Annotated in this window: 24 protein-coding genes; 12 read left to right on the forward strand and 12 right to left on the reverse strand. The window is 58.4% G+C overall.

The genetic code is table 11. From position 1 onward, the window contains the following. Nucleotides 1-2 precede the first annotated feature (2 nt). Nucleotides 3-845, forward strand: coding sequence for a 23S rRNA (adenine(2030)-N(6))-methyltransferase RlmJ (locus tag NLU14_RS00925; RefSeq protein ID WP_275704276.1), 843 nt, complete (start codon nucleotides 3-5; stop codon nucleotides 843-845). Nucleotides 846-847: 2 nt separating this feature from the next. Here the strand turns inward: NLU14_RS00925 and NLU14_RS00930 are convergent, their stop codons facing one another. Both NLU14_RS00930 and NLU14_RS00935 read right to left on the reverse strand, forming a co-directional pair. Further along, nucleotides 848-1,939: a TRAP transporter substrate-binding protein gene (locus NLU14_RS00930; protein ID WP_275704277.1), complete on the reverse strand. Its 1,092-nt coding sequence runs from the start codon at nucleotides 1,937-1,939 to the stop codon at nucleotides 848-850. Nucleotides 1,940-2,083: 144 nt separating this feature from the next. Continuing rightward, nucleotides 2,084-2,482 (reverse strand): DUF4168 domain-containing protein, encoded by a 399-nt coding sequence (locus tag NLU14_RS00935; RefSeq protein WP_275704278.1) that lies wholly within the window; start codon nucleotides 2,480-2,482, stop codon nucleotides 2,084-2,086. Between the two features lie 241 nt (nucleotides 2,483-2,723). Here NLU14_RS00935 and NLU14_RS00940 point away from each other — a divergent pair, with 241 nt between their 5' ends. Genes NLU14_RS00940 through NLU14_RS00955 form a run of 4 tightly spaced genes read left to right on the forward strand, consistent with a single transcriptional unit; the run spans nucleotide 2,724 to nucleotide 6,792 of the window. Further along, the gene (locus NLU14_RS00940; protein ID WP_275704279.1) at nucleotides 2,724-4,226 is read left to right on the forward strand and encodes an ATP-binding protein; all 1,503 of its coding nucleotides are present in this window, start codon (nucleotides 2,724-2,726) and stop codon (nucleotides 4,224-4,226) included. Further along, nucleotides 4,216-5,601 carry a sigma-54-dependent transcriptional regulator gene (locus tag NLU14_RS00945; RefSeq protein ID WP_275704280.1) on the forward strand — a complete coding sequence of 462 codons (1,386 nt, stop codon included), beginning with the start codon at nucleotides 4,216-4,218 and terminating at the stop codon, nucleotides 5,599-5,601. The genes NLU14_RS00940 and NLU14_RS00945 overlap by 11 nt, the downstream gene beginning before the upstream one ends. Continuing rightward, the gene (locus NLU14_RS00950) at nucleotides 5,594-6,499 is read left to right on the forward strand and encodes a DMT family transporter (protein ID WP_275704281.1); all 906 of its coding nucleotides are present in this window, start codon (nucleotides 5,594-5,596) and stop codon (nucleotides 6,497-6,499) included. The genes NLU14_RS00945 and NLU14_RS00950 overlap by 8 nt, the downstream gene beginning before the upstream one ends. Further along, a complete protein-coding gene (locus NLU14_RS00955) occupies nucleotides 6,496-6,792 on the forward strand; it encodes a GIY-YIG nuclease family protein (protein ID WP_275704282.1) in 297 nt (98 codons plus the stop codon). Before NLU14_RS00950 ends, NLU14_RS00955 begins: the two co-directional genes overlap by 4 nt. Here the strand turns inward: NLU14_RS00955 and NLU14_RS00960 are convergent. Then, nucleotides 6,774-7,709, reverse strand: coding sequence for an alpha/beta hydrolase (locus NLU14_RS00960; protein ID WP_275704283.1), 936 nt, complete (start codon nucleotides 7,707-7,709; stop codon nucleotides 6,774-6,776). The genes NLU14_RS00955 and NLU14_RS00960 overlap by 19 nt on opposite strands. Nucleotides 7,710-7,806: 97 nt before the next feature. On the opposite strand from NLU14_RS00960, the gene NLU14_RS00965 reads away from it, so the two are divergent. Further along, nucleotides 7,807-8,826: an alpha/beta hydrolase gene (locus tag NLU14_RS00965; RefSeq protein ID WP_275704284.1), complete on the forward strand. Its 1,020-nt coding sequence runs from the start codon at nucleotides 7,807-7,809 to the stop codon at nucleotides 8,824-8,826. 63 nt (nucleotides 8,827-8,889) lie between these two features. Next, the gene (locus NLU14_RS00970; protein WP_275704285.1) at nucleotides 8,890-9,546 is read left to right on the forward strand and encodes a YiaD family glycine zipper/OmpA-like lipoprotein; all 657 of its coding nucleotides are present in this window, start codon (nucleotides 8,890-8,892) and stop codon (nucleotides 9,544-9,546) included. A gap of 56 nt (nucleotides 9,547-9,602) precedes the next feature. Here NLU14_RS00970 and serA read toward each other — a convergent pair whose 3' ends face one another. Continuing rightward, complete coding sequence (gene serA / locus NLU14_RS00975) at nucleotides 9,603-10,832, reverse strand: phosphoglycerate dehydrogenase (RefSeq protein ID WP_275704286.1); 1,230 nt, start codon at nucleotides 10,830-10,832, stop codon at nucleotides 9,603-9,605. A 180-nt stretch (nucleotides 10,833-11,012) separates the two neighbouring features. Here serA and NLU14_RS00980 point away from each other — a divergent pair, with 180 nt between their 5' ends. From NLU14_RS00980 to mscL, 4 genes are all read left to right on the forward strand, one after another. Further along, a complete protein-coding gene (locus tag NLU14_RS00980) occupies nucleotides 11,013-12,416 on the forward strand; it encodes an FAD-binding oxidoreductase (RefSeq protein ID WP_275704287.1) in 1,404 nt (467 codons plus the stop codon). Nucleotides 12,417-12,457: 41 nt separating this feature from the next. Beyond that, entirely contained in the window at nucleotides 12,458-12,964 is a 507-nt protein-coding gene (locus tag NLU14_RS00985; RefSeq protein ID WP_275704288.1) for a DUF2244 domain-containing protein, read from the forward strand. Between the two features lie 41 nt (nucleotides 12,965-13,005). Then, on the forward strand, nucleotides 13,006-13,686 hold the full coding sequence (locus tag NLU14_RS00990) for an SIR2 family NAD-dependent protein deacylase (protein ID WP_275704289.1): 681 nt from the start codon (nucleotides 13,006-13,008) through the stop codon (nucleotides 13,684-13,686). Nucleotides 13,687-13,827: 141 nt separating this feature from the next. Then, nucleotides 13,828-14,235, forward strand: coding sequence for a large-conductance mechanosensitive channel protein MscL (mscL, locus tag NLU14_RS00995; RefSeq protein ID WP_275704290.1), 408 nt, complete (start codon nucleotides 13,828-13,830; stop codon nucleotides 14,233-14,235). A gap of 34 nt (nucleotides 14,236-14,269) precedes the next feature. Here mscL and NLU14_RS01000 read toward each other — a convergent pair whose 3' ends face one another. The 5 genes from NLU14_RS01000 to NLU14_RS01020 form a co-directional block, all read right to left on the reverse strand. Continuing rightward, nucleotides 14,270-15,586 carry an ABC1 kinase family protein gene (locus NLU14_RS01000; RefSeq protein ID WP_275704291.1) on the reverse strand — a complete coding sequence of 439 codons (1,317 nt, stop codon included), beginning with the start codon at nucleotides 15,584-15,586 and terminating at the stop codon, nucleotides 14,270-14,272. A 62-nt stretch (nucleotides 15,587-15,648) separates the two neighbouring features. Continuing rightward, nucleotides 15,649-16,311 (reverse strand): fumarylacetoacetate hydrolase family protein, encoded by a 663-nt coding sequence (locus NLU14_RS01005; protein ID WP_275704292.1) that lies wholly within the window; start codon nucleotides 16,309-16,311, stop codon nucleotides 15,649-15,651. Between the two features lie 41 nt (nucleotides 16,312-16,352). Beyond that, entirely contained in the window at nucleotides 16,353-16,895 is a 543-nt protein-coding gene (locus NLU14_RS01010) for an adenine phosphoribosyltransferase (RefSeq protein ID WP_275704293.1), read from the reverse strand. 27 nt (nucleotides 16,896-16,922) lie between these two features. Then, the gene (locus NLU14_RS01015; RefSeq protein WP_275704294.1) at nucleotides 16,923-18,221 is read right to left on the reverse strand and encodes an NCS2 family permease; all 1,299 of its coding nucleotides are present in this window, start codon (nucleotides 18,219-18,221) and stop codon (nucleotides 16,923-16,925) included. A 130-nt stretch (nucleotides 18,222-18,351) separates the two neighbouring features. Further along, nucleotides 18,352-18,969 carry a trimeric intracellular cation channel family protein gene (locus NLU14_RS01020; RefSeq protein WP_275704295.1) on the reverse strand — a complete coding sequence of 206 codons (618 nt, stop codon included), beginning with the start codon at nucleotides 18,967-18,969 and terminating at the stop codon, nucleotides 18,352-18,354. A gap of 316 nt (nucleotides 18,970-19,285) precedes the next feature. Here NLU14_RS01020 and NLU14_RS01025 point away from each other — a divergent pair, with 316 nt between their 5' ends. After that, nucleotides 19,286-20,266 carry an NADPH:quinone oxidoreductase family protein gene (locus tag NLU14_RS01025; protein WP_275704296.1) on the forward strand — a complete coding sequence of 327 codons (981 nt, stop codon included), beginning with the start codon at nucleotides 19,286-19,288 and terminating at the stop codon, nucleotides 20,264-20,266. A gap of 496 nt (nucleotides 20,267-20,762) precedes the next feature. Here the strand turns inward: NLU14_RS01025 and NLU14_RS01030 are convergent, their stop codons facing one another. The 3 genes from NLU14_RS01030 to NLU14_RS01040 form a co-directional block, all read right to left on the reverse strand. Further along, complete coding sequence (locus tag NLU14_RS01030; protein WP_275704297.1) at nucleotides 20,763-22,592, reverse strand: long-chain-acyl-CoA synthetase; 1,830 nt, start codon at nucleotides 22,590-22,592, stop codon at nucleotides 20,763-20,765. Between the two features lie 74 nt (nucleotides 22,593-22,666). After that, the gene (locus tag NLU14_RS01035) at nucleotides 22,667-23,494 is read right to left on the reverse strand and encodes an SDR family oxidoreductase (protein ID WP_275704298.1); all 828 of its coding nucleotides are present in this window, start codon (nucleotides 23,492-23,494) and stop codon (nucleotides 22,667-22,669) included. Further along, nucleotides 23,491-25,485, reverse strand: coding sequence for an acetyl/propionyl/methylcrotonyl-CoA carboxylase subunit alpha (locus NLU14_RS01040; RefSeq protein ID WP_275704299.1), 1,995 nt, complete (start codon nucleotides 25,483-25,485; stop codon nucleotides 23,491-23,493). Before NLU14_RS01040 ends, NLU14_RS01035 begins: the two co-directional genes overlap by 4 nt. Nucleotides 25,486-25,721 lie beyond the last annotated feature (236 nt).

Below are 25,721 nucleotides of genomic sequence, written 5' to 3' on the forward strand. Positions count from 1 at the left end.
GAATGCTGAGTTACCTTCACGCTTTTCATGCCGGTAATTTTGCCGACGTTCAGAAGCACGCGGCCCTGGTTCTGGCGATCAGGATGATGCAGGCCAAGTCCTCGGCCATCGCCTGTTTTGACACCCACGCCGGCAGTGCCAGTTACGATCTTACCGGGGATCGTGCGCTCAAGACCGGTGAGGCGGCTTCCGGCGTCCAGAAACTCTGGCCATATAGGGTGCATCTGCGTTCTGATGACTGGCGGGCCATGTTTGATGAGCTGGCTTCGGGTGAGGGTGCCGGAGGGCGAATGGTGCACTACCCGGGTTCCCCTCGCTGGTTTTGCCGCTACCTGAGGGAGCAGGACAGCCTGACGGCGTTTGAGCTGCACCCGGCGGAGGGTGAAACACTGGCCGATTGGGCCGCCACGCGTTCCCGGGTCAGGGTTTTTCAGGAGGATGGTCTGAAGGGGTTACTTCGTCACCTGCCACCCAGGCAGCCGAGATTGTTGGTACTGACGGACCCGTCTTACGAGGTCAAAAGCGACTATGAAGAGGTTGGGCACACCCTCACGCGGGCCTGGCGGAAATGCCGGCACGGGGTTTACCTGATCTGGTATCCGATCCTGCCGGGCAGGCCTCATGAGAGACTGAAGGGAGCGATATCCGCGAGCCCTCTTCGCAAGGTGCTTTGCAGTGAGATTACCCTCAACCAGCCGCCGCAACGCGGTATGTCCGGGTCCGGAGTGTTGGTGGTCAACCCGCCCTGGGGATTCGACAGCCGGCTTGCCGCGATGATGGAAGCCGTCGCCGATGATGGTTGCCTGGGTATTACGTCGACGGTGGACTGGCTGGTGCCGGAGTAGCGTTACTGGCTAGTTGCTCCAGGCGCTGGCGTTTCGGCTTCCGCCTCATCGACCATTTCCCGGAGCTGTTCCAGTATCGCTTCCCCGCGCTCACCTGCGATACCGATGTAGGCCTGCCGGACTGGCAGGCTGGCGTTGCGGAACCGGTCACGCTCCTCTTCTGTCAGTTCGACCGTACGAATGCTGCTGTTCTCCCTGATGACTTCAAGGCGGCTGGCATTGAGCTCTGCCTGTACTTCGTAAGCCAGGGGCGCAACCTCGTCGAGTGCGTCCTCCAGCCAGCGCTTCTGGTCTTCGGGCAGGGCATCAAACCACGTTTTGTTGGAAACCACCGAGGAGACGAACTGGGCGGGCTTTGCGAACGTCATGGTGTTCTGGACTTCATAAAACCCCATTTCCTCAATCGCAAAAACCGGGTTGGCCTGCCCGTCGATACGGCGTAGTTGCAGGTCGCTGTACACCTGCGAGAAAGGTGCGGGGCTGGGTGTTGCTCCATAGGCCTTATAGGCTTCCGCTGCAATGTCCGACGCCATGGTACGAATCGTGAGGCCCTCGAAATCCGCTGGGGTTTTCAGGGGTTTGTTTGCAGTCCAGACCATCCAGCCTTCGGGCACAAAACCGAGCAGCTTTAGGTTCTGCTCTGCGTAGGGCTCGCGGAACAATTGCATCAGCTCTTCGCTGGCAAGAATGTCGCGATTCACGGCTTCGCTATCGGACAACAGATAGTGCAACGTGAATACACCAACCTCGGGAATAACATCGGCAAGGTGGCCGGGTGAGGCAAAGGCCAGATGAACCGAACCTTCCTGCGCCAGGTCGGTCAGTTGGAGGGAGGTGCCAATAGACCCATAGGGAAAGATATCAATGACGATGTTGCCGTCGGAGATGCTCTCGATGCGGTTCTTGAGTTCCAGGGCGTATCGGTGTTGTACGCTACCTTCAATTTCCTCAAGTGCGAAACGCCAGGTGACCGGGTAGGAAGGCTTTTCGTTGTCACCGCTGTCCGACACCGGTGCGGGGCTGTCTGAACAACCTGCCAGCAAAAGCATAGCCATTACGAGTAATGGGGTAAGCCCGTGGCAGAGTTTTCGCATGTGCTGTCTCCGTTGATACCTACAAAACCATGCAGATAAGGTACCACAATCAACAGTGGTTATGGTTGCTGATCAACCGACTCCGAAACCAAAAAAGGCCCTGCCGGAGCAGGGCCTTACAATGCGACGTTCGCAGGAGGCTGCTTACATCAGGGCATCAACGCGGTTGCGTACCTGCGGCTCACTGTTGTAGGCGGTTGCGATGGAATTGTAGGTGGGGATATCCATGCCGGCATCCTCAATCACCGTTACCATTTCGTCGTTGGCTTCCATCTGCAGTTCCTGGGCTTTTTTCTGCGAGTCCGCCGCCTCGATTTTCTCCATGTATTCATCGCGGATATTATTGATGCCTTCCTGGGCTTCGACGAACTGCTTCAGCTCCTCGTCGGTGAAGTTGGTTTTCTGTGTCCCAGCGGCAGCGGGATTGCTGTAGCCGCCACCAGTGTTGGCTGGTTTAGGGCTTTGCTGGCTTTCCTGGGCCAGCGCCGGACCGGCGGCGAGCAGTGCCAGGGATGCGGTCAGTGAAATGAGAAGCTTGTTCATAACTCTCTCCTTTTGCGTTGAGGGAATTGCATTGGTTTGTTTCATTCAATCTTGCGTTGTCGGGAAAGTGATTCCTCGAACGTTACTCGCTATCAGTCAAGCTCCGTGCCAGGTTTCGTTTCAAATAAAAATATTTAAATATCAATAAGTTGAGTTAAGATTAGCGTTACCGGTGTGTAACGTGACTTGTGGCTAAATGTCACATGTGGCATACCTGCGTGACAGTTTGTCGGAGTTGGTTATGAAGACACCCGTATCAAGAGCGCGGGAAATGTTCCGTTCACTGCGCCTGACTCTGGTGCTGAGCATTGTTGTACCACTGATGGTGTTCAGCGGGGTTGCTATCTACGTTGGGCTTGGCGCGGTCGAACGGAACCTGAACGACAGGTTGAGGGAAGATCTGGAGCTGGTAGCCCGGGCTGTCAGTGGCCCGCTCTCACAGGCCATGTCGGATGGTGATGAAATTGTGATGGGGGAATCGCTAAAGTCCATATTCCGCATTGGCCGGGTGTTTGGTGCCTCGGTCTTCGATGAGCACGGGCGGCACATCGCCAGCCTGGGCGTGGCCGACAGCGATGTCACCCGTAGTGATAGTGCCGAGCGGGCGATTGCCAGTCGCGAACTCGGCGGCGCCTTTCGACGGGTGGACGGGGTATCCGTATTCTCACAGTTCACGCCGCTGATAGCGTCTGACGGCCGTATTCAGGGATTGCTGCAGGTGACTCGTAAACGCAGTGACTTTCACGAGTTGGTGGCTTCCAGCCGCATCTGGGCGGTCAGCATCTGGTCGGTGGTGTCTTTGATGGTCATTCTGGTGGTGGTACTGGGCCACTATGGCGCTGTCGGTCGACATGTAAGCCGGTTGCTGGAAATCATGGAGAGGATGGCGCCGGGGCGTTGGCGGGTCGATAGCCGCTCTGCCGGGCCCCGTGAATTGCGCCAGATCCATGAAGGGTTGCAGGAAATGGGTGCCCGTATGGCGATCGCCGAGCGGGAAATCCGTGAAAGTGTCGAGCGGGAGCAGGCGTTATCGGAGCAGCTGAAGTACCAGGAGAAGGTTGCCATGATCGGTCGGGTTGCCGGGGGTGTTGCCCATGAGTTGGGGGCGCCGCTGAATGTTATCCAGGGCCGTGCCAATATTCTTGGTCGGGGTGATCTGGCTGAGAATGATCGGCGACACCTGAAGGATATCGAACATCAGGTCGAGCGGATGACGCTGATTATCCAGCAACTGCTGGACTGTTTTCGCCATGTGCCGGACTCCCGGAGACAGACAGATCTGGTGGCCACAGTGAGGGATCTAACGGGCCGTATTGGCGAAGAACCGAGGTGCCTGGGAGTTGAAATCCTTACCGATATTCCAGTTGATCATGCCGGGATACTGGCCGAGCCAACCCGCCTGGAAATGGCCTGTCTGAACATTATTCGCAATGCCTGCCAGGCGGCGAAATCTCGGGTGACGGTGTCTGTCGTGGGTCACGAAGGGTGCTGGGAATTGCGGGTGGACGACGATGGCCCGGGTATCGACGCGTCGTTAAGGGAGCGGGTTTTTGAGCCCTTCTTCAGTACCCGGGCAGCAGGCGAGGGAACCGGGCTCGGGCTTGCCGTGGTTGGCAGTGTTCTCAAGGAGCATGGTGGCCGGGTTGATATTGGCTCCAATCCGGATGGGGGCTGCAGGATGTCAACGTTCTGGCCGGTTTATACCAACAATGAAGATTCAACGGAGGCCTGTCATGAACGCTAGGCCGGCACTCATTCTGCTGGTGGAGGACGATGCCAGTCTGCGCATGCTCCTGTCGGAGGAGCTCGAAGTGGATGGATACGAGGTCCGCTGTGCGGCCACTGTTGAACAAGGGTGTCGTGGAGTGAAGGAGTGGCACCCGGACCTGATCGTATCGGATTTGCGGCTACCGGATGGCGACGGCCTTACCATACTCCGGCAGCTCCAGGCCGAGGGGCTGTCCGTCCCCTTTATCATCATTACAGCCTTCGGCACGGTTGATCAGGCGGTGGAGGCGCTGAAAGCCGGTGCTGATGATTTCCTCACCAAGCCGCTTTCAACCGATCACCTGCGTCTGAAAATCAAGCGGTTATTGGCCCATGCGGCAGTTACCAGTGAGCTGGCACGCTACAAGTCTCAGGGCGATGGGAATGTATCACTGGGTCTGGTGGGTGAAAGCCGCGCGATGGAACAGCTCAGGGGTGAGATCCGACAGGTGGCGCGCAGTCAGGCGGCGGTTCTGGTGAGTGGGGAAAGCGGTACCGGCAAGGAGTTGGTTGCAAAGGCTATCCACCAGGAGAGCGACCGCAGTCAGGGACCATTTATACCGGTAAACTGCGCGGGCATTCCCCAGGAATTAATGGAGAGTGAGTTTTTCGGCCATGAAGCCGGTGCGTTTACCGGCGCAAAGTCCGCCCGTCGTGGATTGTTTGCCGAAGCCGACGGGGGCACGCTGCTGTTGGATGAGATCGGCGAGATGCCGCTTGCGCTCCAGGCAAAGTTATTGCGGGTCCTGCAGGAGGGCACCATCAAACCGGTTGGGGCCGACCAGGAAGAGTCAGTGGATGTGAGAATCATCGCCGCAACGCATCAGGATCTCGTCAAGGCGGTGGAACACTGCAGTTTCCGGGAAGATCTTTACTATCGCCTGGAAACCTTGACCCTGCTAGTGCCGCCACTGAGGGAGAGGGGCGACGACGTGGACCTTCTTGCCATGCACTTTCTGCGAGAGTCGACCCGGCGCCACAACCGGGGATTTCTGCAACTGAGTGAAGTGGCCTCGCGCATCCTGTCTGACTACCCGTTTCCCGGCAATGTCAGGGAGCTTGCCAGCGCCATTGAGCGGGCGGTGACCTTCTGTGATGGCGATGTGGTGCTTCCGGAACACCTGCCGGCCCGCATTCGCAAGCGCCAGACAGAGTCTGCCGAGGCAAGGCCGGCATTGCCCGCTGGCAACCTGGCGGACTGGCCCACGCTGGACCAGGTGCAGCAGGATTATGTCGGGCAGGTTATTGATGCTGTGGAGGGCAACAAGCGGCGTGCAGCCCAAATACTCGGGGTCAATCGCCGCACCCTGTATCGTTGGCTGGACGCTGACAAGGACAACGCCAATGACTAACCAGAAGCAGGCGATGCTTTACGGGCTGGGAACGGTGCTGCTGTGGTCCACGGTGGCGACAGCGTTCAAGCTGTCATTGCGGGAGCTTACCCCCGTTCAGATGCTGGTGGTGGCTTGCTCCGCCTCGGTGGTGGTGATGGCACTGATTCTCGTCGCCCAACGCCGTTGGCACCTGGTGTTCGAACTGACCCGCCGCCAGTATCTGCAGTCCTTCGGAATGGGGCTGATCAACCCTTGCCTGTATTACTTCCTGCTGTTTGGTGCTTTCGACCGACTGCCTGCCCAGGAAGCACAACCCCTGAACTACACCTGGGCGCTGGTGTTGGCCTACCTGTCAGTACCCTTCCTGAGGCAACGGCTGCGGCGAGCGGATATCATTGCCGGGTTGGTCTGCTACAGCGGTGTGGTGGTCATCGCAACACGGGGTGACGTGCTGTCGCTGACGTTCTCGGACCCGCTGGGCGTAGGCTTCGCAATCGGGAGCACCCTGGTCTGGGCGTCCTACTGGATTATCGCCACGCGGGACACACGGGATCCGGTGGTGGGGCTGTTCCTGAACTTCCTCTGTGGCCTTCCGGTCATTGTGGTCATTTGCGGCTTCACGGACGGTTTCGATTTCAACCCGTCCGTGGGGCTGGCCGCTGCCACCTATGTGGGGGTGTTCGAGATGGGCGTTGCCTTTGTTCTCTGGTCCTATGCCATGAAGAAAGCGGAGAATACCGCCAGGGTCAGCAACCTCATCTTTATCTCACCGTTTCTGTCGCTCGTGTTCATTTACTTCATTCTTGGCGAAATCATCCTGCCGTCTACCTATGTGGGCCTGGTGCTCATTGTGGCGGGCCTATGGATTCAGCAACGTAAAACCCGGGAAAAAATGGTCAGGGCATCGTCAGCATGAGCCGGTGGTTTATCTACATGGTACGAACCGCCAAAGGGGCTCTGTACACAGGCATCACAACCGATGTGGCGCGGCGGATTGCGGAGCATCAGGCTGGTGCGCCCAAAGGCGCCCGTAGCCTGCGGGGGAAGGGGCCGCTTGAGCTGGCTTTTTCCGCCGGAACAAGCGACAGGGCGACCGCCTCCAAGCTGGAATGGCAACTCAAACAATGGCCCCGCAAACAGAAGGAAGCACTGATTCGTGGGGAGGTGTCACTTCCGGGTACCAACGGTGATCACGAAACGACCGGCTGAGCGGCAAGACTCTCGGCATTGGTTGATGTGGCCAGGTGCCGGCGGACAAAGGCCCCTGCGGTTTTCAGGGCATCGGTGGCCCTGTCGAGTTGCCCCGCGTGAACCTGGAAAACGTGCCAGAGGCTGTTGTAGATTTCCAGCCGGGTGTCAACGCTGTCGCGGCTGGCGACGTCCGCCAGGCGTTGGGCATCGTTAAGGAGAATTTCCTGGCTGCCAACCTGTATCAGTAGGGGTGGCAGGCCGGAAAGGTCTCCTTGCACTGGTGAAATCAGAGGGTTGGATACCGGCTCGCTGCCGCAATAAAGGCGCGCTGCCTTGTCAATCCAGGGCTTTTGCAGCACCGGTTCGCACTCGGGGGAGTAGAGGTCCTGGTTGGAAAGGTCGGTCCAGGGTGAGAGCACCATCAGCGAAGAGGGCAGGGGCAGGCCTTTGTCACGCAGGCGTATCGCCAGTGCCACTGCCAGCCCGCCACCAGCCGAGTCGCCCGCCAGTGAAATAGTCGCAGGCGGGTGCCCTTCATCCAGCAGCGCACGGTAGACGGTTTCGGCATCGTCCAGTGCTGCGGGGTAGGGATGCTCCGGCGCCAGACGGTAGTCGGGTGTGATTACCATGGCGCCGCTGAATTTCGCCAGGTGGCCGGTAATCCCACGATGGGTCTTTGGCGAGCCGATAATGTAACCACCGCCATGAAAATACAGCACAACTCCATTGGAGCTGTCACCATGGCATGCCCTGGTGATGGCGAGCCCCTCAGCCTGGATGTCTTCGAACCGGGTACCACGTGGCGGGATCGACGTCAGATACGCCTTGCTGATCAACCTGCGTTGCAGCGCAACGGGAATCGCAGGGTGCAACAAGGGTCGAACCAGTCTGTTCATGGTCTGGCGCAGTCCGGCTTCCAGGGCTGTTTGTATCATCGGCAACTCCGGGGTTGTGGTGTGCTAACCTATTCACCAGGTTCAGGCAGGCACACTGCTATTTTAATACCCATTCATGACAGGCGTGTAACTCTACGTGTACTGGAAAACAGATACCATAGAAATTCCGAACTGGAACAGGGCGTCACTGCTGGAACGGCTGGCGCCGTTTGCTCCTGAAAACGAGGAGCAACTCAGTGAAGATATGGTTGCCTATTGCCGTTTCTATGGCCTTGATCTCTGGGTGGAACACCCGGAGGTAAGTTATCATCAGGGCTATGTGATGGCCGACCGGCATCAGGTGATGGTTCACTATTTCCAGCTTCCAGGCCAACAAAAAGCCAGGGGCACCGTGTTCATCCTGCATGGCTACTTTGATCACGTTGGCCTTTATAGCCAGTTGATTGACCGGTGTCTTGGCGCCGGATTTGACGTGCTGGCCTATGATCAGCCCGGGCACGGGCTGTCCAGTGGAACGCCGGCCGCGATCGGGAGTTTTCTGGAATACCAGGCCGTGCTGGCGGATGTCATGGCCAATGTGAGGGAGAAGGTACGAGCCCCCTGGTATGCGGTTGGGCAGAGTACCGGAGGAGCCATTCTGATTGACTACCTGCTGACCAACCACCACACGCGGAAAACCTCGGATTTTCGCAGGGTGGTCTTGCTGGCGCCGCTGATAAGGCCCGCTGGCTGGTTAGGGGCCAAGGTTCTGCACAGCCTGGCGAAGCCGTTTATTTCCCGGTGGCGGAGGGTGTTCGGTGCCAACAGCGGGAACTCGCGTTTCCTGAAGTTCCTCAGGGACTATGATCCGCTCCAGGCCAGGGCCGTTCACGTCGACTGGGTATCGGCACTGAGGCAATGGGTGCCGCACATTGAGGCGGCGCGACCGGTGGATTTTCCGATCACAGTGGTGCAGGGGGAAAAGGACCTGACCGTGGACTGGCAGCACAATCTGCGGATAATCCGCAATAAATTTGCCTCGGTGGAGGAACTCCGGATACCGGATGGGCGTCATCATCTAGTAAACGAGGCTCAGGATTTACAGGCAACTGTATTCAATACCATCGTGGATACGTTTGAAAACGACCATGGCGGGTCTCTGTCAGAGGCCGGTTAGGGGAAAGCCAATGCGGCAACGTGCCGCGAAAAGTCATACCGTGGAAAGACTTTGGAGAATGCCGTGAAGAAAACGATTGTTGCTTTTGCTGTCGCTACTGTTGGTTTGGGCGGCTGTATGACATACGACCCCTATACCGGGGAAGAGAAAACCTCAAGCGCAACCAAAGGCAGCATTATTGGTGCGATTGGTGGTGCGGCTATTGGTGCGGCAACGTCCAGCAGCAGTGACAGGGGCAAGGGTGCGCTGATCGGCGCGGCCTCCGGTGCGGCCATTGGCGGCGGCATTGGCTACTACATGGACAAGCAGGAAGCCGAACTGCGCCGCAAGCTTGAAGGTTCCGGTGTTCGTGTGGTGCGTAACGGCGACGAGATTGAACTGGTCATGCCGGGCAACATCACGTTTGACGTGAACCAGACCACCATCAAACCGTCGTTCAGCAACACGTTGGAGTCAGTGGCGCTGGTACTGAAAGAGTACGACAAGACCATCATCCAGATTGAAGGTCACACCGACAGCACCGGCTCCCGGGACTACAATCAGTTGCTGAGTGAGCGACGTGCCAGTTCAGTTCGGGATTTCCTGCTGAACCAGGGTATTGAACCCAAGCGTACCCGGGCGGTTGGCTATGGCCCGCGTTACCCGATTGCATCCAACGACACCGCCTCGGGCCGCGAACAGAACCGCCGCGTTGAACTGACGCTGGTTCCGATGCAGTAATAAAAAAAGCCGGGGCCTGCTGGCCCCGGCTTTCGGCGTTACTGAATTGATCGAAATCAGAACAGTACGCGGCAGCGGATGGTGCCTTTCACTTTCAGCAGTTTCTCCAATGCCAGCTCGCCGTATTCCTTGTCGACATCGACAACCACGTAACCAATGTCTTCCTTGGTTTGCAGGTACTGCCCGCAGATATTGATGCCGTTCTCCGAGAATACCTGGTTGATTTCCGACATCACGCCTGGCACGTTTTCGTGGATGTGCAGCAGGCGATGCTGGTTCGGGTGCGACGGCAGGGCCACTTCCGGGAAGTTTACGGACGAGACAGAGGTGCCGTTGTCGCTGTACATGGCCAGCTTTTCCGCCACTTCGCGGCCAATGTTTTCCTGGGCTTCAATGGTGGAACCACCCACGTGTGGGGTCAGGATTACATTATCGAACTCACGCAGCGGAGAGATGAACTCCTCGTCGTTGGACTTGGGCTCAACCGGGAACACGTCAATCGCGGCGCCCAGCAGTTTGCCGCTGCCCAGGGCGTCTGCCAGGGCGTCAATATCCACGACGGTGCCCCGTGAGGCGTTCATCAGGATGCTGCCGGGCTTCATCTGGGCGAACTGCTCGGCCTTGAACATGTATTTGGTGGCCGGTGTTTCCGGCACGTGCAGGCTGACCACGTCACAGGTGTTCAGCAGTTCCTGCAGGGTGCCCACCTGGGTGGCGTTGCCAATGGACAGCTTCGATACCACGTCATAGAAGTAAACGTCCATGCCCAGGCCTTCCGCCAGGACACTGAACTGGGTGCCGATGTTGCCGTAACCGATGATGCCCAGTTTCTTGCCACGGATTTCATAGCTGTCCTTGGCAGACTTCAGCCACTCGCCACGATGGGCCTTGGCGTTTTTCTCGGGTACGCCCCGGAGCAGAAGAATCGCTTGTGCCAGAACCAGTTCAGCGACGCTGCGCGTATTGGAGAAGGGGGCGTTGAAAACAGCGATGCCGCGACGGGTTGCTGCCTGGAGGTTCACCTGGTTGGTGCCAATGCAGAAACAGCCCACCGCTACCAGTTTCTCGGCAGCGTCAAATACCTTCTCGGTCAGCTGGGTGCGTGAGCGGATACCCACGAAATGAGCGTCGGCGATTTTCTCGATCAGCGCTTCTTCGGCCAGCGAGTGAGTCAGGTACTCGATGTTTGTGTAACCTGCGGCATTCAGGGTATCAATGGCAGACTGGTGCACGCCTTCCAGCAGCAGGATGCGGATTTTGCTCTTTTCAAGAGACGTATTTGACATGGGCTTGCTTCCGAACCTTTCGTCACATGAAATGACCCGTGAGCACCGCTGTTGGCGGGCGGGCTCACAGAACAGGGGCGGTATGATACCATAAACGCAGATTTTCACAGCGCGTCAGGTTACCTGAATCAACTTCGCCCACCGGCGCCCTGACTAACCCTTTGCGAGACCGGATAATCCATGAATTCTGAACAGATCGTTGCCTCCCTCCGAGCCCTGATGGAAGCGGGCCAGAGCCCCGGGAAAGTACTCACCGACGCGGCGGACCTGGAAAATTATGGCAAGGACTGGACGAAGATCTATCCGCCAAAGCCGGTGGCCATCGTCCTGCCCAAAACCACCGAGCAGGTGCAGGCGCTGGTGAGGTTTGCCAACGACAACCAGGTGGCGCTGGTGCCCTCCGGCGGACGCACGGGCCTGAGTGCCGGTGCCGTGGCCGCCAATGGCGAGGTTGTGGTGGCGTTTGACAACATGAACCGAATCCTGGAATTCAGCGCCAGCGACCGAACCGTGCGGTGCCAGGCGGGCGTGGTAACCGAGCAGTTGCAGAACTTTGCCGAGGACAACGGCCTGTATTACCCGGTGGATTTCGCCTCGGCCGGCTCCAGCCAGCTTGGCGGCAACCTGTCCACCAACGCCGGCGGCATCAAGGTGATCCGCTATGGTATGAGCCGTGACTGGGTAGCCGGGTTGAAAGTGGTGACCGGCAAGGGCGATATCCTCGACCTGAACAAGAACCTGGCGAAGAACAACACCGGGTACGACCTGCGCCACCTGTTTATCGGCGCGGAAGGCACCCTGGGCTTCATCACCGAGGCTACCATGAAGCTGTCCCGCAAGCCGGATAATCTCACCGTGCTGGTGCTGGGCCTGAACGACCTCACCAACACCATGGATGTGCTGCAAACCTTTCAGAAGCAGATCGACCTGACCGCCTACGAGTTCTTCTCCCATCAGGCCATGGGGCACGTATTGGCCCACGGTCAGGTGCAGGCGCCGTTCGAAACCGAGGCGCCGTACTATGCGTTGCTGGAGTTCGAGGCCGTGTCCGACCAGGTGATGGATGATGCCATGGTGCTGTTCGAACAGTGCGTCGAGAATGGCTGGGTACTGGACGGCGTGATCAGCCAGAGCGAAACCCAGGCCCAGAACCTTTGGCAACTGCGGGAACGCATTTCCGAGTCCATTGCGCCGCGCACGCCGTATAAGAACGATATATCCGTGGTGGTTTCCAAGGTGCCAGGGTTCCTGCAGGAAATCGATGCGGTGGTCACCGAGCACTACCCGGACTTCGAAATCATCTGGTTCGGGCATATCGGTGACGGCAACCTGCACCTGAATATCCTCAAGCCGGAAGACATGGCCAAGGAGGATTTCTTCGAGAAATGCCAGCAGGTGAACAAATGGGTCTTCGAGATTGTCGAACGTTACCAGGGCAGTGTGTCTGCCGAACATGGCGTTGGCATGACCAAGAAGCCGTATCTGGAGTACACCCGCAGCGCCGCTGAAATTGCCTATCTGAGGGGCATCAAGCAGGTTTTCGATCCCAACCGGGTGATGAATCCCGGCAAGATCTTCGACTGAGGGCTTTCAGGTGATGCGGGTGGCTCCCGGGAGCGACCTAAATGGTAGAGCAGCTTTCCCAGCGTGAAGGCGACTGTTTTCTCCTGACACCCAACCGCTCCATGAGTTGGAAGGGGAATATTCGCATCTGGCTGGCAGCCTGCTTTCTCTCACTGGCGATTTCCACCGGAATGCTCCTGGCCGGGGCATGGCCGGTGTTGCCATTTGCGGGGCTGGAACTGGCAGCCCTGGCGGCGGCGTTTTACTACACTTCCCGGAAGTGCCAGAAACGGGAAGTGCTCACTTTCTCCCCGGAGCTGATCCGCCTGGAAAAAGGCCTTACCCGCAAGGAAAAGGAGTGGGAGCTGCCCCGCCGACATACCCGCGTGTGGCAGGACATGCCCCGCCACCCCTGGTCACCTCCAAAACTTCACTTGCAGTTCCGGGGCGAAGAAATTGCCCTGGCGCCGTTTCTCAATATTGATGACACCGGGGAACTGGTTGCTATCCTTGAAAAACACGGGCTCAGAGTGGAAAAACGGCGCAGGCCGGAGAAGCTCTGGTTCTGACCTGCCCGCAACACCCATACACTGATCCAAAGCGTTGCCCTATGAAAGATCACATCGTAGTTCTCACCGGAGCTGGCATGAGCGCTGAGAGCGGCCTCTCCACCTTTCGCGATAACGGCGGGCTGTGGGAGCAGCACAGCGTTTATGACGTTGCCACCCCGGAAGCTTTTGAGCGGAATCAGGAACTGGTGCTCCGCTTCTACAACGAGCGCCGTCGCCAACTGGAATCGGCACAGCCCAACGACGCCCATCGCCTGTTGGCGGAGCTGGAGCGACACTACCGGGTCACCATCATCACCCAGAACGTGGACAACCTGCACGAACGGGGCGGTTCCAGCAATGTCATCCACCTGCACGGCGAACTCACCAAGGCCCGCAGTTCCAGGCATCCTGAACTGGTCTACGACATCGGGTTCCGGGACATCCAGCCGGGCGATACCTGCGAGCGCGGTGCCCAGTTGCGGCCTCATATCGTGTGGTTTGGCGAGGAAGTGCCGATGATTGAATCGGCATCGGAGGTTGTGCCCACGGCGGATCACCTGCTGATTGTGGGTACCTCCCTGCAGGTCTATCCTGCCGCGGGGCTGGTCAACCTGGTGGATTTTGATGTGCCGGTGACGGTGATTGATCCCGGCGAGCCGGCCAACCTTTCCCGGGCCAGGGTGATTCGCAAGGGTGCCAGTGAAGGGGTGGCCGAGTGGGTTACCGGCCTTGGATTGTGAGATGAGCGCTCAGGTGACTGTTGCTGCTGATACCTGGCTGTAAATGCCCGAAACTCCGCTACAATTCAATCACGCTCGTGGGAGCGTGCCCTTAGCTGTTTGTAGGGCCAACGAGGTCTGGCATTCAAGGAGTTGTTTGCGATGAGCATCGTAAAAGAGTTCAGGGAATTTGCAGTCAAGGGTAACGTCATGGATATGGCGGTGGGCATTATCATCGGTGTCGCTTTCGGCAAGATTGTTTCGTCGTTTGTTGCTGATGTCATGATGCCACCTATCGGATTACTCATCGGTGGTGTCGACTTTTCCAATCTCGTTATTGCCCTTAAGGCAGCCGAGGAGGGCGCAGAGGCTGTAGTGCTTCGATACGGGGTCTTTATTCAGACCGTTTTCGATTTTGTGATCGTGGCGTTTGCTGTTTTCGTCGCGGTCAGGACACTGAACAGTATGCGTAAAAAGGAAGCGGAAACGCCGGCCGCGCCGCCGGCACCGTCGGCCCAGGAACAGTTGCTGATGGAAATTCGGGACTTGCTGAAGCAGAAGTCCGAGTAGTTTTCCGGTCGCTCCGCCGGGCCCGGGTGACAACTCAGCCCGGCGTATTCCGAAGGTATTTCTCCAATTCCTCCCCGAATGCAGCCTGTACCCCCAAACGCTTCATCATCCAGTAATGCCCGGCAATCATACGATCAATAAAAATGCTCTCAACCGGCGGTTTGAAGTAGTCCAGATATTTGAACACCGTAGTGGTTTTCGCGGCAACGTCCTTGTGTAGCTCCGAGTCAGCGAAATCATAGGGGGTGGTACTGCTGAAGGGCTGAATGAGGATATCCCGCCACATGGCATAGTAGGCCTCGTCCACCGCTGGCTGGTTTTCCACCCTGGCACCGAGGGCAATCAGGTGTCGGTCCAGGGCAGCGTAGTCTTCCTCCAGGGCGGAGACGAGGGCGTTGCGATAGGCTTCTACAATCTCCGGTTTCAGCTTTTTCACACAGCCGAAATCATAGAGAATGACCGTACCGTCGGGGCGGTAGGCAAAGTTGCCGGCGTGAGGGTCGCCGTGGATGCACTGGTAGCGGAACAGTTGATCGGCCATCATGGTGAAGATGCGGTGGCCGATCAGGTTGATGGTGTCCTGGCTGTATTTTTGCGGTGTTACCTGGCTGATGTGGTCACCTTCCACCAGCTCCATGGTCAGTACACGCCGGGACGAGTGGCTTTGAAATACTTTCGGGATAACGATCCAGCTGTCCTTGGCATGGAATGCCTGGAACTCTTCCAGGTTGCGGGCCTCGTTCTCGTAGTCCAGTTCTTCTTTGAGCCGCACCCGGATTTCGCCAAATAGCTGGTCCACGTGTTCCTTCGGCATCCGCAGCAGGCCACCCAGTTTCAGTGCCATCCGCAATTGCTTCAGGTCGCTGTCGCAGGATTCGTCCACCCCCGGGTACTGGACCTTGACGATCACATCGGTGCCGTTGTGCAAGCGCGCCCTGTGAACCTGTCCGATGGATGCGGCGGCGTAGGGCTTTTCCTGCAGGTACTCGAACAGTTCCGACACAGGCTTGCCCAGTTCGCTTTCCACCTGGCCGACAATCACCTCGAAGGGCATGGGTGGGGCTTCTTTCTGCAGCCGCTCCAGGGCGTCGGAAAATTCCCTGGGCAGGAAGTCCTGGGTCTGGGACGCTATCTGCCCGACCTTCATGACCGCGCCTTTGAGCTCACCCAGGGTGTCGACAATCTGGTCCGCCATGCGGGTGTAGCTCTCGGAGCGGGCGCCTTCGTTGTCTTCATCGCTGCGGAATATCCGGCGCGCGCGTTGCCCGGCATACTGGCTGGCCACGGAGGCCGTCATGCCTGCCAGTCTCAGGAATCGTCCGCTACGGGTGGTAACCGGTTTCTTTGCCATGCCTGTTATACGTCCTGGAAAGCCTATGGACCTGAGGTTGATCGCAATGTCCTGTGCCCAGCCTAGAGCACGGTGGTCTCCACAAACAAGGCATCTTCGAGTTCCAGAGACAATATCTGGCCGGACTCCAGCGGCCCAACGCCTTTGGGCGTGCCGGTGAGGACTACGTCACCGGGCATCAGGGTGAACTGAGTGCTCATGTGGGCGATCAGGGGCACGATCGGATTCAGCATCTCCCGGGTATCGCCGGTTTGCTGGCGCTCGCGGTTGATGTCCAGGGTAAATGTCATGTGGTCGCGGGGAAGGCGATCAGCGGTCACAAAAGGCGACAGCGGGCAGGCACCATCAAAGGCTTTTGCGCGCTCCCAGGGTTGGCCTTTGTCTTTAAGCCGGGTTTGAACGTCCCGCAGGGTCAGGTCCAGCGCCAGCCCATAGCCGAGAATGGCAGCCTCGGCTTCACTGGCCGACGCCTTGGTCAGTGGGCGGCCGATCAGCACGGCCAGCTCGGTCTCGAAATGAACCGCACCCTGGTTGCGGGGAAAATCCAGCGGGCGGGTAATATGCACCGCCGACGTTGCCGGTTTAATGAACAACAGGGGTTCATCCGGAACCGGGTTGTTCAACTCCCTGGCGTGTTCCGCGTAGTTGCGACCGATGCAGACAATCTTGCCCAGCGGCAGGTGAACCGGTGTCCCGTCTTTCCAGTGGTGCTGATAATCAGGCATGGCCGCTCCCGTATTGTGTGATGAAAGGGAGCGCCCGCTCCCTAGTCGCCCTCGAATGAGCAAACAGTATAAACCTTCAATCCTTCTTCCTGCAGCTTACGTGAACCGCCCAGGTCGGGAAGGTCTATCATCGCCGCCACCTCGACAATCTCGGCTCCGATGCGACGTATCAGCCGCGATGCCGCCAGCATGGTGCCGCCGGTGGCGATCAGGTCATCCACCAACACCACTTTGTCGCCGGGTTTGAAGGCATCCTTGTGCAGTTCCACCGAGGCGGTGCCGTATTCCAGTTCGTAGTCTTCCACCAGCGTGTCGAACGGCAGCTTGCCTTTCTTGCGGATCAGTACCAGTGAGGCATTGAGCTCGTAGGCGAGGGCCGAGCCGATGATAAAGCCACGGGCGTCCACTGCTGCCACAGCGTCGATATCATGGCCGTGGTAACGATGAACAAAGGCATCAATCAGTTTGCGGAACGCGGTACGGTCCTGCAGCACAGTAGTGATGTCGCGGAAGGCGACCCCTGGCTTGGGCCAGTCAGGCACCGTGCGGATGGCTTTCTTGATGCTTTCTGCAAAGTAGTCCATAGCGGGTCCGGGCTCTGGGAACGCAGCTTACGCCACGTCCAGGAAGATGAATTTCAGGATGAATACGATGGCAATGATCACCACGCTGACGTTGAGATCCGACCAGCGGCCGCTCAATGCCTTCAGGATGGCATAGGTAATGAAGCCCAGGGCAATGCCATTGGCGATGGAAAAGGTCAGCGGCATCATCAGCGCAGTCACGACCGCCGGAGCGGCTTCTGTGACATCGTCCCAGTCTATCAGTTTCAGCCCGCTGGCCATCAGCACCGCAACATACAGCAGGGCGGGGGCCGTGGCGTAGGCCGGTATAATGCTGGCAATGGGCGACAGCAGCAGGCAGGCCATGAACAGGGCTGCCACCACAACAGCGGTCAGGCCGGTACGGCCACCGGCGGTGATGCCGGCGGTGGACTCGATGTAACTGGTGGTTGTGGAGGTCCCCAGGGCAGCACCGGACATGGTGGCTACGGAATCGGACATCAATGCACGGCCCAGACGGGGCAGTTTGCCGTCCTTGTCCAGCAGGCCGCCGCGCTGGGCAGCGCCGATCAGGGTGCCGGAGGTGTCAAACAGGTCCACGAACAGGAAGGCGAAAATCACGCTGATCATGCCCACGTTCAGCGCTCCGGCCAGGTCCAGTTGCATGAAGGTGGGTGCCAGGCTGGGTGGTGCTGAGAAGAAGCCCTCGTATTCCACCATTCCAAGCGCCATGGCCACCAGAGTTACCGCGATGATGCCGATCATCACCGCACCGGTGATTTGCCGGAAGGACAGCGCACAGATCAGCACGAAGCCGCCAAAGAACAGCAGGCTCTCGGCCGCTTTTACGTCACCAAGGCCCACAAGAGTAGCGGGGTTATCAATCACGATACCGGCATTTTTCAGGGCGATCAGTGCGAGAAAGAAGCCGATGCCGGCAGAAATGCCGAAGCGCAGGGACATGGGGATGCTGTTGATGATCCATTCCCGGATTCTGAAGATGCTCAGCAGGAAAAAGATGAAACCGGAGATGAAAACCGCCCCCAGCGCCACTTGCCAGCTGTAACCCATGCTGCCGACCACGGTGAACGAGAAGAACGCGTTCAGGCCCATGCCCGGTGCCAGGGCGATCGGGTAGTTGGCCCAGAACCCCATGATCAGGGTGCCAATGGTGGCAGCCAGGCAGGTGGCAACAAATACCGCACCGAAGTCCATACCGGTGGCGGATAGGATACTGGGGTTAACCACGATGATATAAGCCATGGTCAGGAAGGTGGTGAAGCCTGCAAGCACCTCTTTACGAACAGTGGTGCCGTGGGCCTGGAGCTGGAATAGTCGTTCGAGCATGACGGGAGCCTGCCTCACAGGGAGCTGAATAGGGATTGAATGAACCGGTTTCAGGAATTGCGTGAAAAAACGGCAATGTTACCGGCTGGAGGCGAGAACGCCAAGGGACGATTCAACATTGGTTGGCCGGTTAACCATATCGCCTGTCCCGCTGAAGGCGGATATCAAAACGCACGGCCAGTAAACGAGTAATGGCGATGAACAGCAAGCCGATGGTCAGGGCCAGGGTTTCGCTCTCCAGCAGCCACTGGCAGACGAAGTACAGCCAGCAACCGGCAAACGAGATGGACGCGTAAACCTGATCCTTGCGGAAAATGAACGGCACTTCGTTACACAGGGTATCGCGCAGTGCGCCGCCAAAGGTGCCAGTCATCACGCCCAGTAGCGACGCAACAAACCAGGAGTGTCCCAGGTCCAGGGCCAGTTGGGCACCAAGGATAGAGAATACCCCCAGGCCGATGGCGTCCGGAAACACAATCCGGGATTCGCGGATGCGCTCGGCGCGATGCCAATAGCTGAAAATAACCGCCATGGCCAGGATCAGAATCGGTTGCTCCTCGTGCTGGATCCAGTACAGCGGGTGATTGTCCATCATCAGATCCCGCAGGGTGCCGCCCCCCAGGGCGGTGACAAAACCGATCGCAAAAATGCCCACCGGGTCCATATTCTTGGACCTGGCCACGATCATGCCGGAGATTGCAAAGGCAACCACGCCGATCATTTCAAGCAGATAGATAATATCGAACATGTCAGACCCTGAAGGGGAAACACCGAGCGGGGCACCGGCCCGGTTTCAATGCGCGCAGGATAGCCGAAAAGCCCTACATATTCATCCTGGGCAGGTGTGCATAAGAGCGGCATTTTGTGGGCGTCTGCTATGTCCAGAAAATGATGCGCCTGGCCTATGCCAGCACCATGCTCTGGCAAAGTAGCTCGGGAAGAATAAGCCTGGCTTATCCGGCAAGATAAGATTTCTTTATTTGCTTCATGACACGACTCTGTTTAGGTTGATAACCATCAACTGCAATCATTCTTTATCGACCGTCTATTAACGGAGTCATAACATGAGAGCGATTCTCTGCAAGGAATACGGCCCTGCCGACAAACTGGTTATCGAAGACGTCGCCAGCCCCATGGCGAAAGGCCATGGTGTCAAGGTCCGGGTCAAGGCTGCTGGCCTGAACTTCCCGGATACTTTGATCATTGAGGGCAAATACCAGCTCAAACCCACCATGCCTTTCTCCCCCGGTGGAGAGATGTCAGGCGAGGTGGTTGAAGTAGGGGAAAAGGTAACCCGCTTCAAACCGGGCGACCGCGTTGCCGGCCTCACGGGTTACGGCGCCTTCGCCGAGGAAGTTGTGGTTCCGGAACAGAACATCCTGCCCATCCCCGAGTCCATGTCCGACGAGAAAGCGGCTGCTTTCTCGATGGTCTATGGCACTTCCTACTACGCCCTGAAGCAACGTGCCAACATCCAGCCCGGTGAAACCCTGCTGGTACTGGGGGCGAGTGGTGGTGTTGGTCTGGCCACGGTGGAACTGGGCAAGGCCATGGGCGCCCACGTGATTGCGGCGGCCAGCACGGCCGAGAAACTGGCGGTGGCGAAAGAAGCCGGCGCGGATGAGTTGATCAACTACACCGAAGAGCCGTTGAAAGACGCGGTCAAGCGCCTGACCAATAGCAAGGGCGTGGATGTGATCTACGACCCGGTCGGCGGCGAATTCACCGAACAGGCCCTGCGCGCCATGGCCTGGAACGGCCGCCACCTGATCATCGGCTTTGCAGCCGGCGATATCCCCAAGATCCCGGCAAACCTGACCCTGCTGAAAGGCTGCTCTGTAGTTGGCGTTTTCTGGGGCAGCTTCACCCAGCGCGAGCCGCAGAACAGCGCCCAGAACATGATGGAGCTGCTGAAGCTGTTCTCCGAGGGCAAGATCAACCCGAGAATCAGCGAGGTTTACGACTTCGAGGACTATGAGAAAGCCCTCGGAGCACTGACTGGGCGGACGGCTACCGGGAAGGTTGTGCTTAAGGTTGGGTCTTGAGGTGACCTTCGGGTTTTGGTCCTAGCCTGTTTAGTTTGGGGTATGGCCGGGGCTGAGGGACCCTCCACAAAAACGCTACGAGCACAGCCATGTGCGCTTGACTCCGGCCGTCCCTGGCCGGAGACATTTTGTGGAGGGTCCCTCAGCCCCTGCCGGCAGGCCTCGGAAATATACCAGCGAATGACGAAACCGTAGGTCGGATTAGCGAAGCGTAATCCGACTCTTTTTGTGGCGTTACCTCCATTTGTCGGATTACGGCCTGCGGCCTAATCCGACCTACGTTCGTCGCCACCGAAACCTTTCGATATATCTCCGATGCTTTGCGGGCACCGGTGGGAACACCCTCCCAAAAATGTGCGGAGCCATGGATGGCGGAGCCCAAGCGCACATGGATGTGCTTGAAGCGTTTTTTGGGAGGGTGTTCCCACCGGTGCCGCCACCAAGCCGTGCAGGCTAGGGCCGAGAGACATAGGCGCTGCCTTAAATCCAGGAAAACTCAAAACCGAACGTCGCCCGAATCAATCTCCGCAACCAGCTCAGGCGTCAAAAGGCTATACCCCTCCGTCCCAGGCAACCACGCATAAACCTGCTCCCCGGGCTTGTCGATGGAATAGCCGGCTTTCTGGATATCCACCTTGCGGTATTTGAAAGTCCCGGTTTTTTCAATGGCACTCGTCACCCGCACAAACACCGGAACCGCGTAGGGCGGCAGGTTGTCGTTCAGGTAGCGGAACAGCCGGTTTACATCGAACTCATGGCCATTGGAGCGGGGAACCAGCGTTACCATGCCGGCCTTGCCATTGGTGCCGGGAATTTCCACGCCGTAGACGATTGCTTCCTCGACCATGTTGGAGCCGTCGATGATGTTCTCCACCTCCGTGGTGGACACGTTCTCCCCCTTCCAACGAAAGGTGTCGCCCATGCGATCCACGAACTGCAGGTGGCCGCAGCCGATTTCCTTTAAAACATCGCCGGTGTTGAACCATTGGTCGCCTTTCTTGAAGGCAGCTCGCAGGATGGATTTTTCCGTGGCGTCTTTCTGGGTATAGCCTTCAAAGGACCACTTTTTGGTGATCTCGCCGATCAGCAGGCCCGGTTCGCCTTTCTCAACTTCCTGCATGAAACCGTTCTCATCCCGGACCGGGTCGCGAGTGCCGTCGTGGAATTTCACCAGTTTGTAGGGGGCGGTGGAAAAGCCCACGGTGTTGTCCAGGTTGAAGAAGTTGCTGAAGCCAATATTGCCCTCGCTGGAGGCATAGAGCTCCGCCACGGTTTCGATGCCGAAGCGCTCCTTGAATTCCTTCCAGATGGACGGGCGCAGGCCATTGCCGATCATCTTGGTGAGGTTGTGATTGCGGTCCTGCTTACTGGGTGGCTGGTTGAGCAGGTAGCGGCAGAGTTCGCCCACGTACCCGAAGGTGGTGGCCCGGAAATACCGCACGTCGTCCCAGAAGGCGCTGGCGGAGAACTTGCGGCGCAGGGCAATGGCGGAGCCGCCGGCCAGGACCGAGCCCCAGCACACCAGCAAGGCAGTGCCGTGGTAGAGGGGCAGGGTGCAGTAGAGGACGTCGTCCGGCCTCATGTCCAGCGACATCATGCCGAAGCCGCCATAGGCTTTCATGAACTTGCGGTGGCTGCCAGGCGCGGCCTTGGGCAGGCCGGTGGTGCCGGAGGTGAACAGGTAAATGGCGGTATCGCCCATGGTGGGCTGATCGGCTGGCTGAGGTGCGGTGTTCCGGTGGGCACTGACCTTTGTGGCCATGTTTACGTAACCCTCCGGCGCATCGCCGAAGATGTTCATGGTGTTGGTATCGGCAAGAAACAGGAACGGGTTGGGGTGGCTGGTCTGGATATCGGCCTTCACGCCATCGAAGCTTTCTACCAGTTCCTCGCCCACAACAACCATCTTCGGACCGATCAGATTGACGCTGTGCTCGAGCACTTTGCCTTTCTGGGATGTGTTCAGCATCGCACAAGCCACACCAATCTTCGCGGCACCGGCCACCACCGCCAGCAGTTCCGGGCGGTTTTCCAGGAACACGGCAATCGCATCGCCCCTGACCAGCCCTTCCGCCTTCAGGAAGCGGGCAATGCGGTTAGCCCAGCCGTTGAATTCGTGCCAGGTAATGCTGCGGTCTTCGAACAGGATGGCCGGGCGATGGCCGTACTTTTCGGCGTTACGCTCCACCAGGGTGCCAAGGGTCAGGTCCTTGTTCCCGTTCTTGACCGAGTAGTAGTAATAGCCCTTGGCAATACTGGGGAAGCGCCGGAGTATGCCGGGCAGGCTGCGAACAATGTCACGAGCGGATACGTTTTCCTGGGTCATATTGGTCATCCATCAGGGTCAGTGTTGAACGTTGTTGTTCGTTTGTACCCCGGGGACAACGGCTGACTCCGGGGCTAATCCAGAAACAGGTCCGGCATCAGCGGTTTGTCGCCGGGCTGGTACCGGTAGTGTTCGAAATCGGTAACGCCGTCGGCTCTCAGCACATCCTCATCTATCACCGACTGGCCGGTCATGCTGTCGGCAGGGCGGCTGAGGATGCTCAGGGCGGCGTCTGCCATAATGTCGGGCTTGCGGCCCTGGGCCAGCATCTGCTGGCCGCCTACTTCAAACTCGATGGCAGCGGTGGCGATCAGTGTTTTGGGCCAGAGCGTGTTTACCGCGATGCCATAGCGCCGGAACTCCTCGGCCATGCCCATACTCAGCATGGTCATGGCGTATTTTGTGGTGGTGTAAGGCCCGTATTGGGCAAACCACCGGGTATCCAGATTCAGGGGCGGTGACAGGCTCAGGATATGGGCCCGGTCCGACTCCTTCAGCCAAGGCAATGCGGCCTGGCTGCAGACAAACACCGCGCGGGCGTTAACCTGGTGCATCAGGTCGTAACGGCTGACCTTGAGGTTCTCTACGCCAGACAGCTTGATGGCGCCGGCATTGTTGACCAGCGCATCGATACCGCCAAAATGATCGGCGGCTTCGTCCACCCGCTGACGCACCAGCTTTTCGTCCCGTACATCCAGCACCAGTGGCAGGGCCTGGCCGCCCGCTTGCCGTATTTCTTCCGCCACACTGTGAATGGTGCCCGGTAGCTTCGGGTGTGGCTGGTCGGACTTGGCCGCAATCACCACGTTGGCGCCCTCTCTGGCGCAGGCCAGGGCAATAGCCCGGCCAATACCCCGGCTGCCGCCGGTAATAAAAACGGTTCTGTTCTGCATTGTGCTCATTGTCCGGCCTCCTCTGAGGTGGCATCGGCAGCAGTGATGTCCACCAGTAACTGGCTGCGTTTGACCTGGTCGCCTTTCGCGGCCAGGACCTCACCCACCATACCATCGCGGTCCGCTTTCACCGGATGTTCCATTTTCATGGCCTCCAGGATCACCAGGGTGTCTCCCTGTTTCACCGTCTGGCCTTCCTGCACCAGAACATCAATGATTGCGCCGTCCATGGTGGCCTTGATGCGGCCGCTGCCACTGGCAGCAGCCCCAGTGGCCGGCTGGTGGGTAACATCACGCAATGCCACTGCCTGCCCGGACGCCTGCAAATATAGGTGATCGCCCCGGCGGTGATATTGGCATTGTTGACGAACGCCCTTGTCGATAATGCATAACAGGCCATCGCCCATGCTTTCAAGGTCGAGCTCGTAGTGGTCTTGACCCCGGGTCACCGTAAAGTGACTGCCGGCGCGGCGCACCAGCAGTTCCAGGGTTTTGTCGCCGGTTTCAAGCTTGACGGGAGTGACCGTCGCGGGGGCGTTGCTCCAGGCATTATTCATGTCGGATTGACTGGAAGGACGGCCCGAATTGCCATGGCTGAACACGCAGGCGGCCAGTGCCAGTTCGCGGATACTGATCTCTTTTGGAGCCAGGGAGGGATCCTCTCGGAACGCCTGCTGCAGGAACGCCGTGGTGGCTTCACCGGCACCGAATGTCTCATCAGCGATGATGCGGCTGAGGAAATAACGGTTGGTGGTCACGCCGAACACGGTGGTGTCCTCCAGCGCCCTGAGCAGCCGGCGGCGGGCTTCATTGCGGTTGGCCCCCCAGGCCACCACCTTGGCCAGCATGGGGTCGTAATGGGGTGTGACCGCATCGCCGGAGCGAACGCCGGTGTCGAACCGCAATCCTTCGCCTTCAGCAGGCCGGAACTGATGCAATGGCCCGGTTTGCGGCGTGAACCCGTTGGCCGGGTCTTCCGCGTACAGGCGTACTTCAATGGCATGGCCGTTCAACTGGATCTGGTCCTGTGGCAGCGGCAATGGCAGGCCTTCGGCCACGGACAATTGCCAGGCCACCAGATCCTGCCCGGTGATCATTTCGGTCACCGGGTGTTCCACCTGCAGGCGGGTGTTCATTTCCAGGAAGTAGAAGTTGCGGTCCTTGTTCACCAGGAACTCGACAGTACCTGCGCCTTCGTAGCCACAGGCTAGCGCTGCTTTGACAGCTGCTTCGCCCATGGCTTCCCGCAATTCCGGGGTGACGAAAGGCGAGGGCGCTTCTTCAACCACTTTCTGGTGCCGCCGCTGAACCGAACAATCCCGCTCACCCAAGTAAACGGCGTTACCGTGTTGGTCCGCAAATACCTGGATTTCGATATGGCGGGGCTCGATCACCGCCTTCTCCAGAATCAGCTCGCCATCCCCAAAGGCCTGTTTGGCCTCTGAACGGGCCCGCCGGATGTTGTCGGCCAGTTCCTCTGCCTTCTCCACCAGCCGCATGCCCCGGCCACCGCCGCCTGCGGAGGCCTTGATCATCAGCGGGTAGCCAATATTCTTCGCAGCGTCGATCAGCTCTTCGTCGCTGGCATTGTCACCCTCAAACCCGGGCACCACCGGCACCCCGGCTTCCTGCATGGCAATCTTCGACCGCCGCTTACTACCCATCAGCTCAATAGCCGCCTCCGGTGGCCCCACAAACACCAGTCCGGCCTCTTTGCAGGCCCTGGCAAACCTGGAATTTTCCGACAGGAACCCATACCCCGGATGCACACAATCCGCCCCGGTTCTGACCGCCGCCTCGATAATGGCCTCAGCCTTCAAATAAGAAGCCGACACCTGAGCCGGGCCAATACACACCGCCTCATCGGCCATCTCCACATGCAGGGCTTTGGCGTCTGCTTCCGAGTACACTGCCACGGTGCGATAGCCCAGTGACTTTGCCGTCTTGATTATTCTGACTGCGATCTCACCCCGGTTGGCGATTAAGAGTTTTTTTAGCATTTTGGTGGTCTCTTGCTTGGGTGGCTGGTCGCTTTGGTGGGAAGGAGGCCCTGGTTCAGGACACGCCGTGAATACATCCCTGTAGGCTCGTAAAAAACATCCATGTTTTTTACGGTCCTGAACCAGGGCCTCCTTCCCACCAAAGCTCCTTCCAACTTTTGTAACTGCATGCCTGTTTGTTTATGAGCGTTTTGCACAGTGCTTGGGGGTGGGGTTGATCCGGCTTTCCGGGACCG

The sequence above is a fragment of the Marinobacter iranensis genome (assembly GCF_029207565.1).
Lineage (GTDB): Bacteria > Pseudomonadota > Gammaproteobacteria > Pseudomonadales > Oleiphilaceae > Marinobacter > Marinobacter iranensis.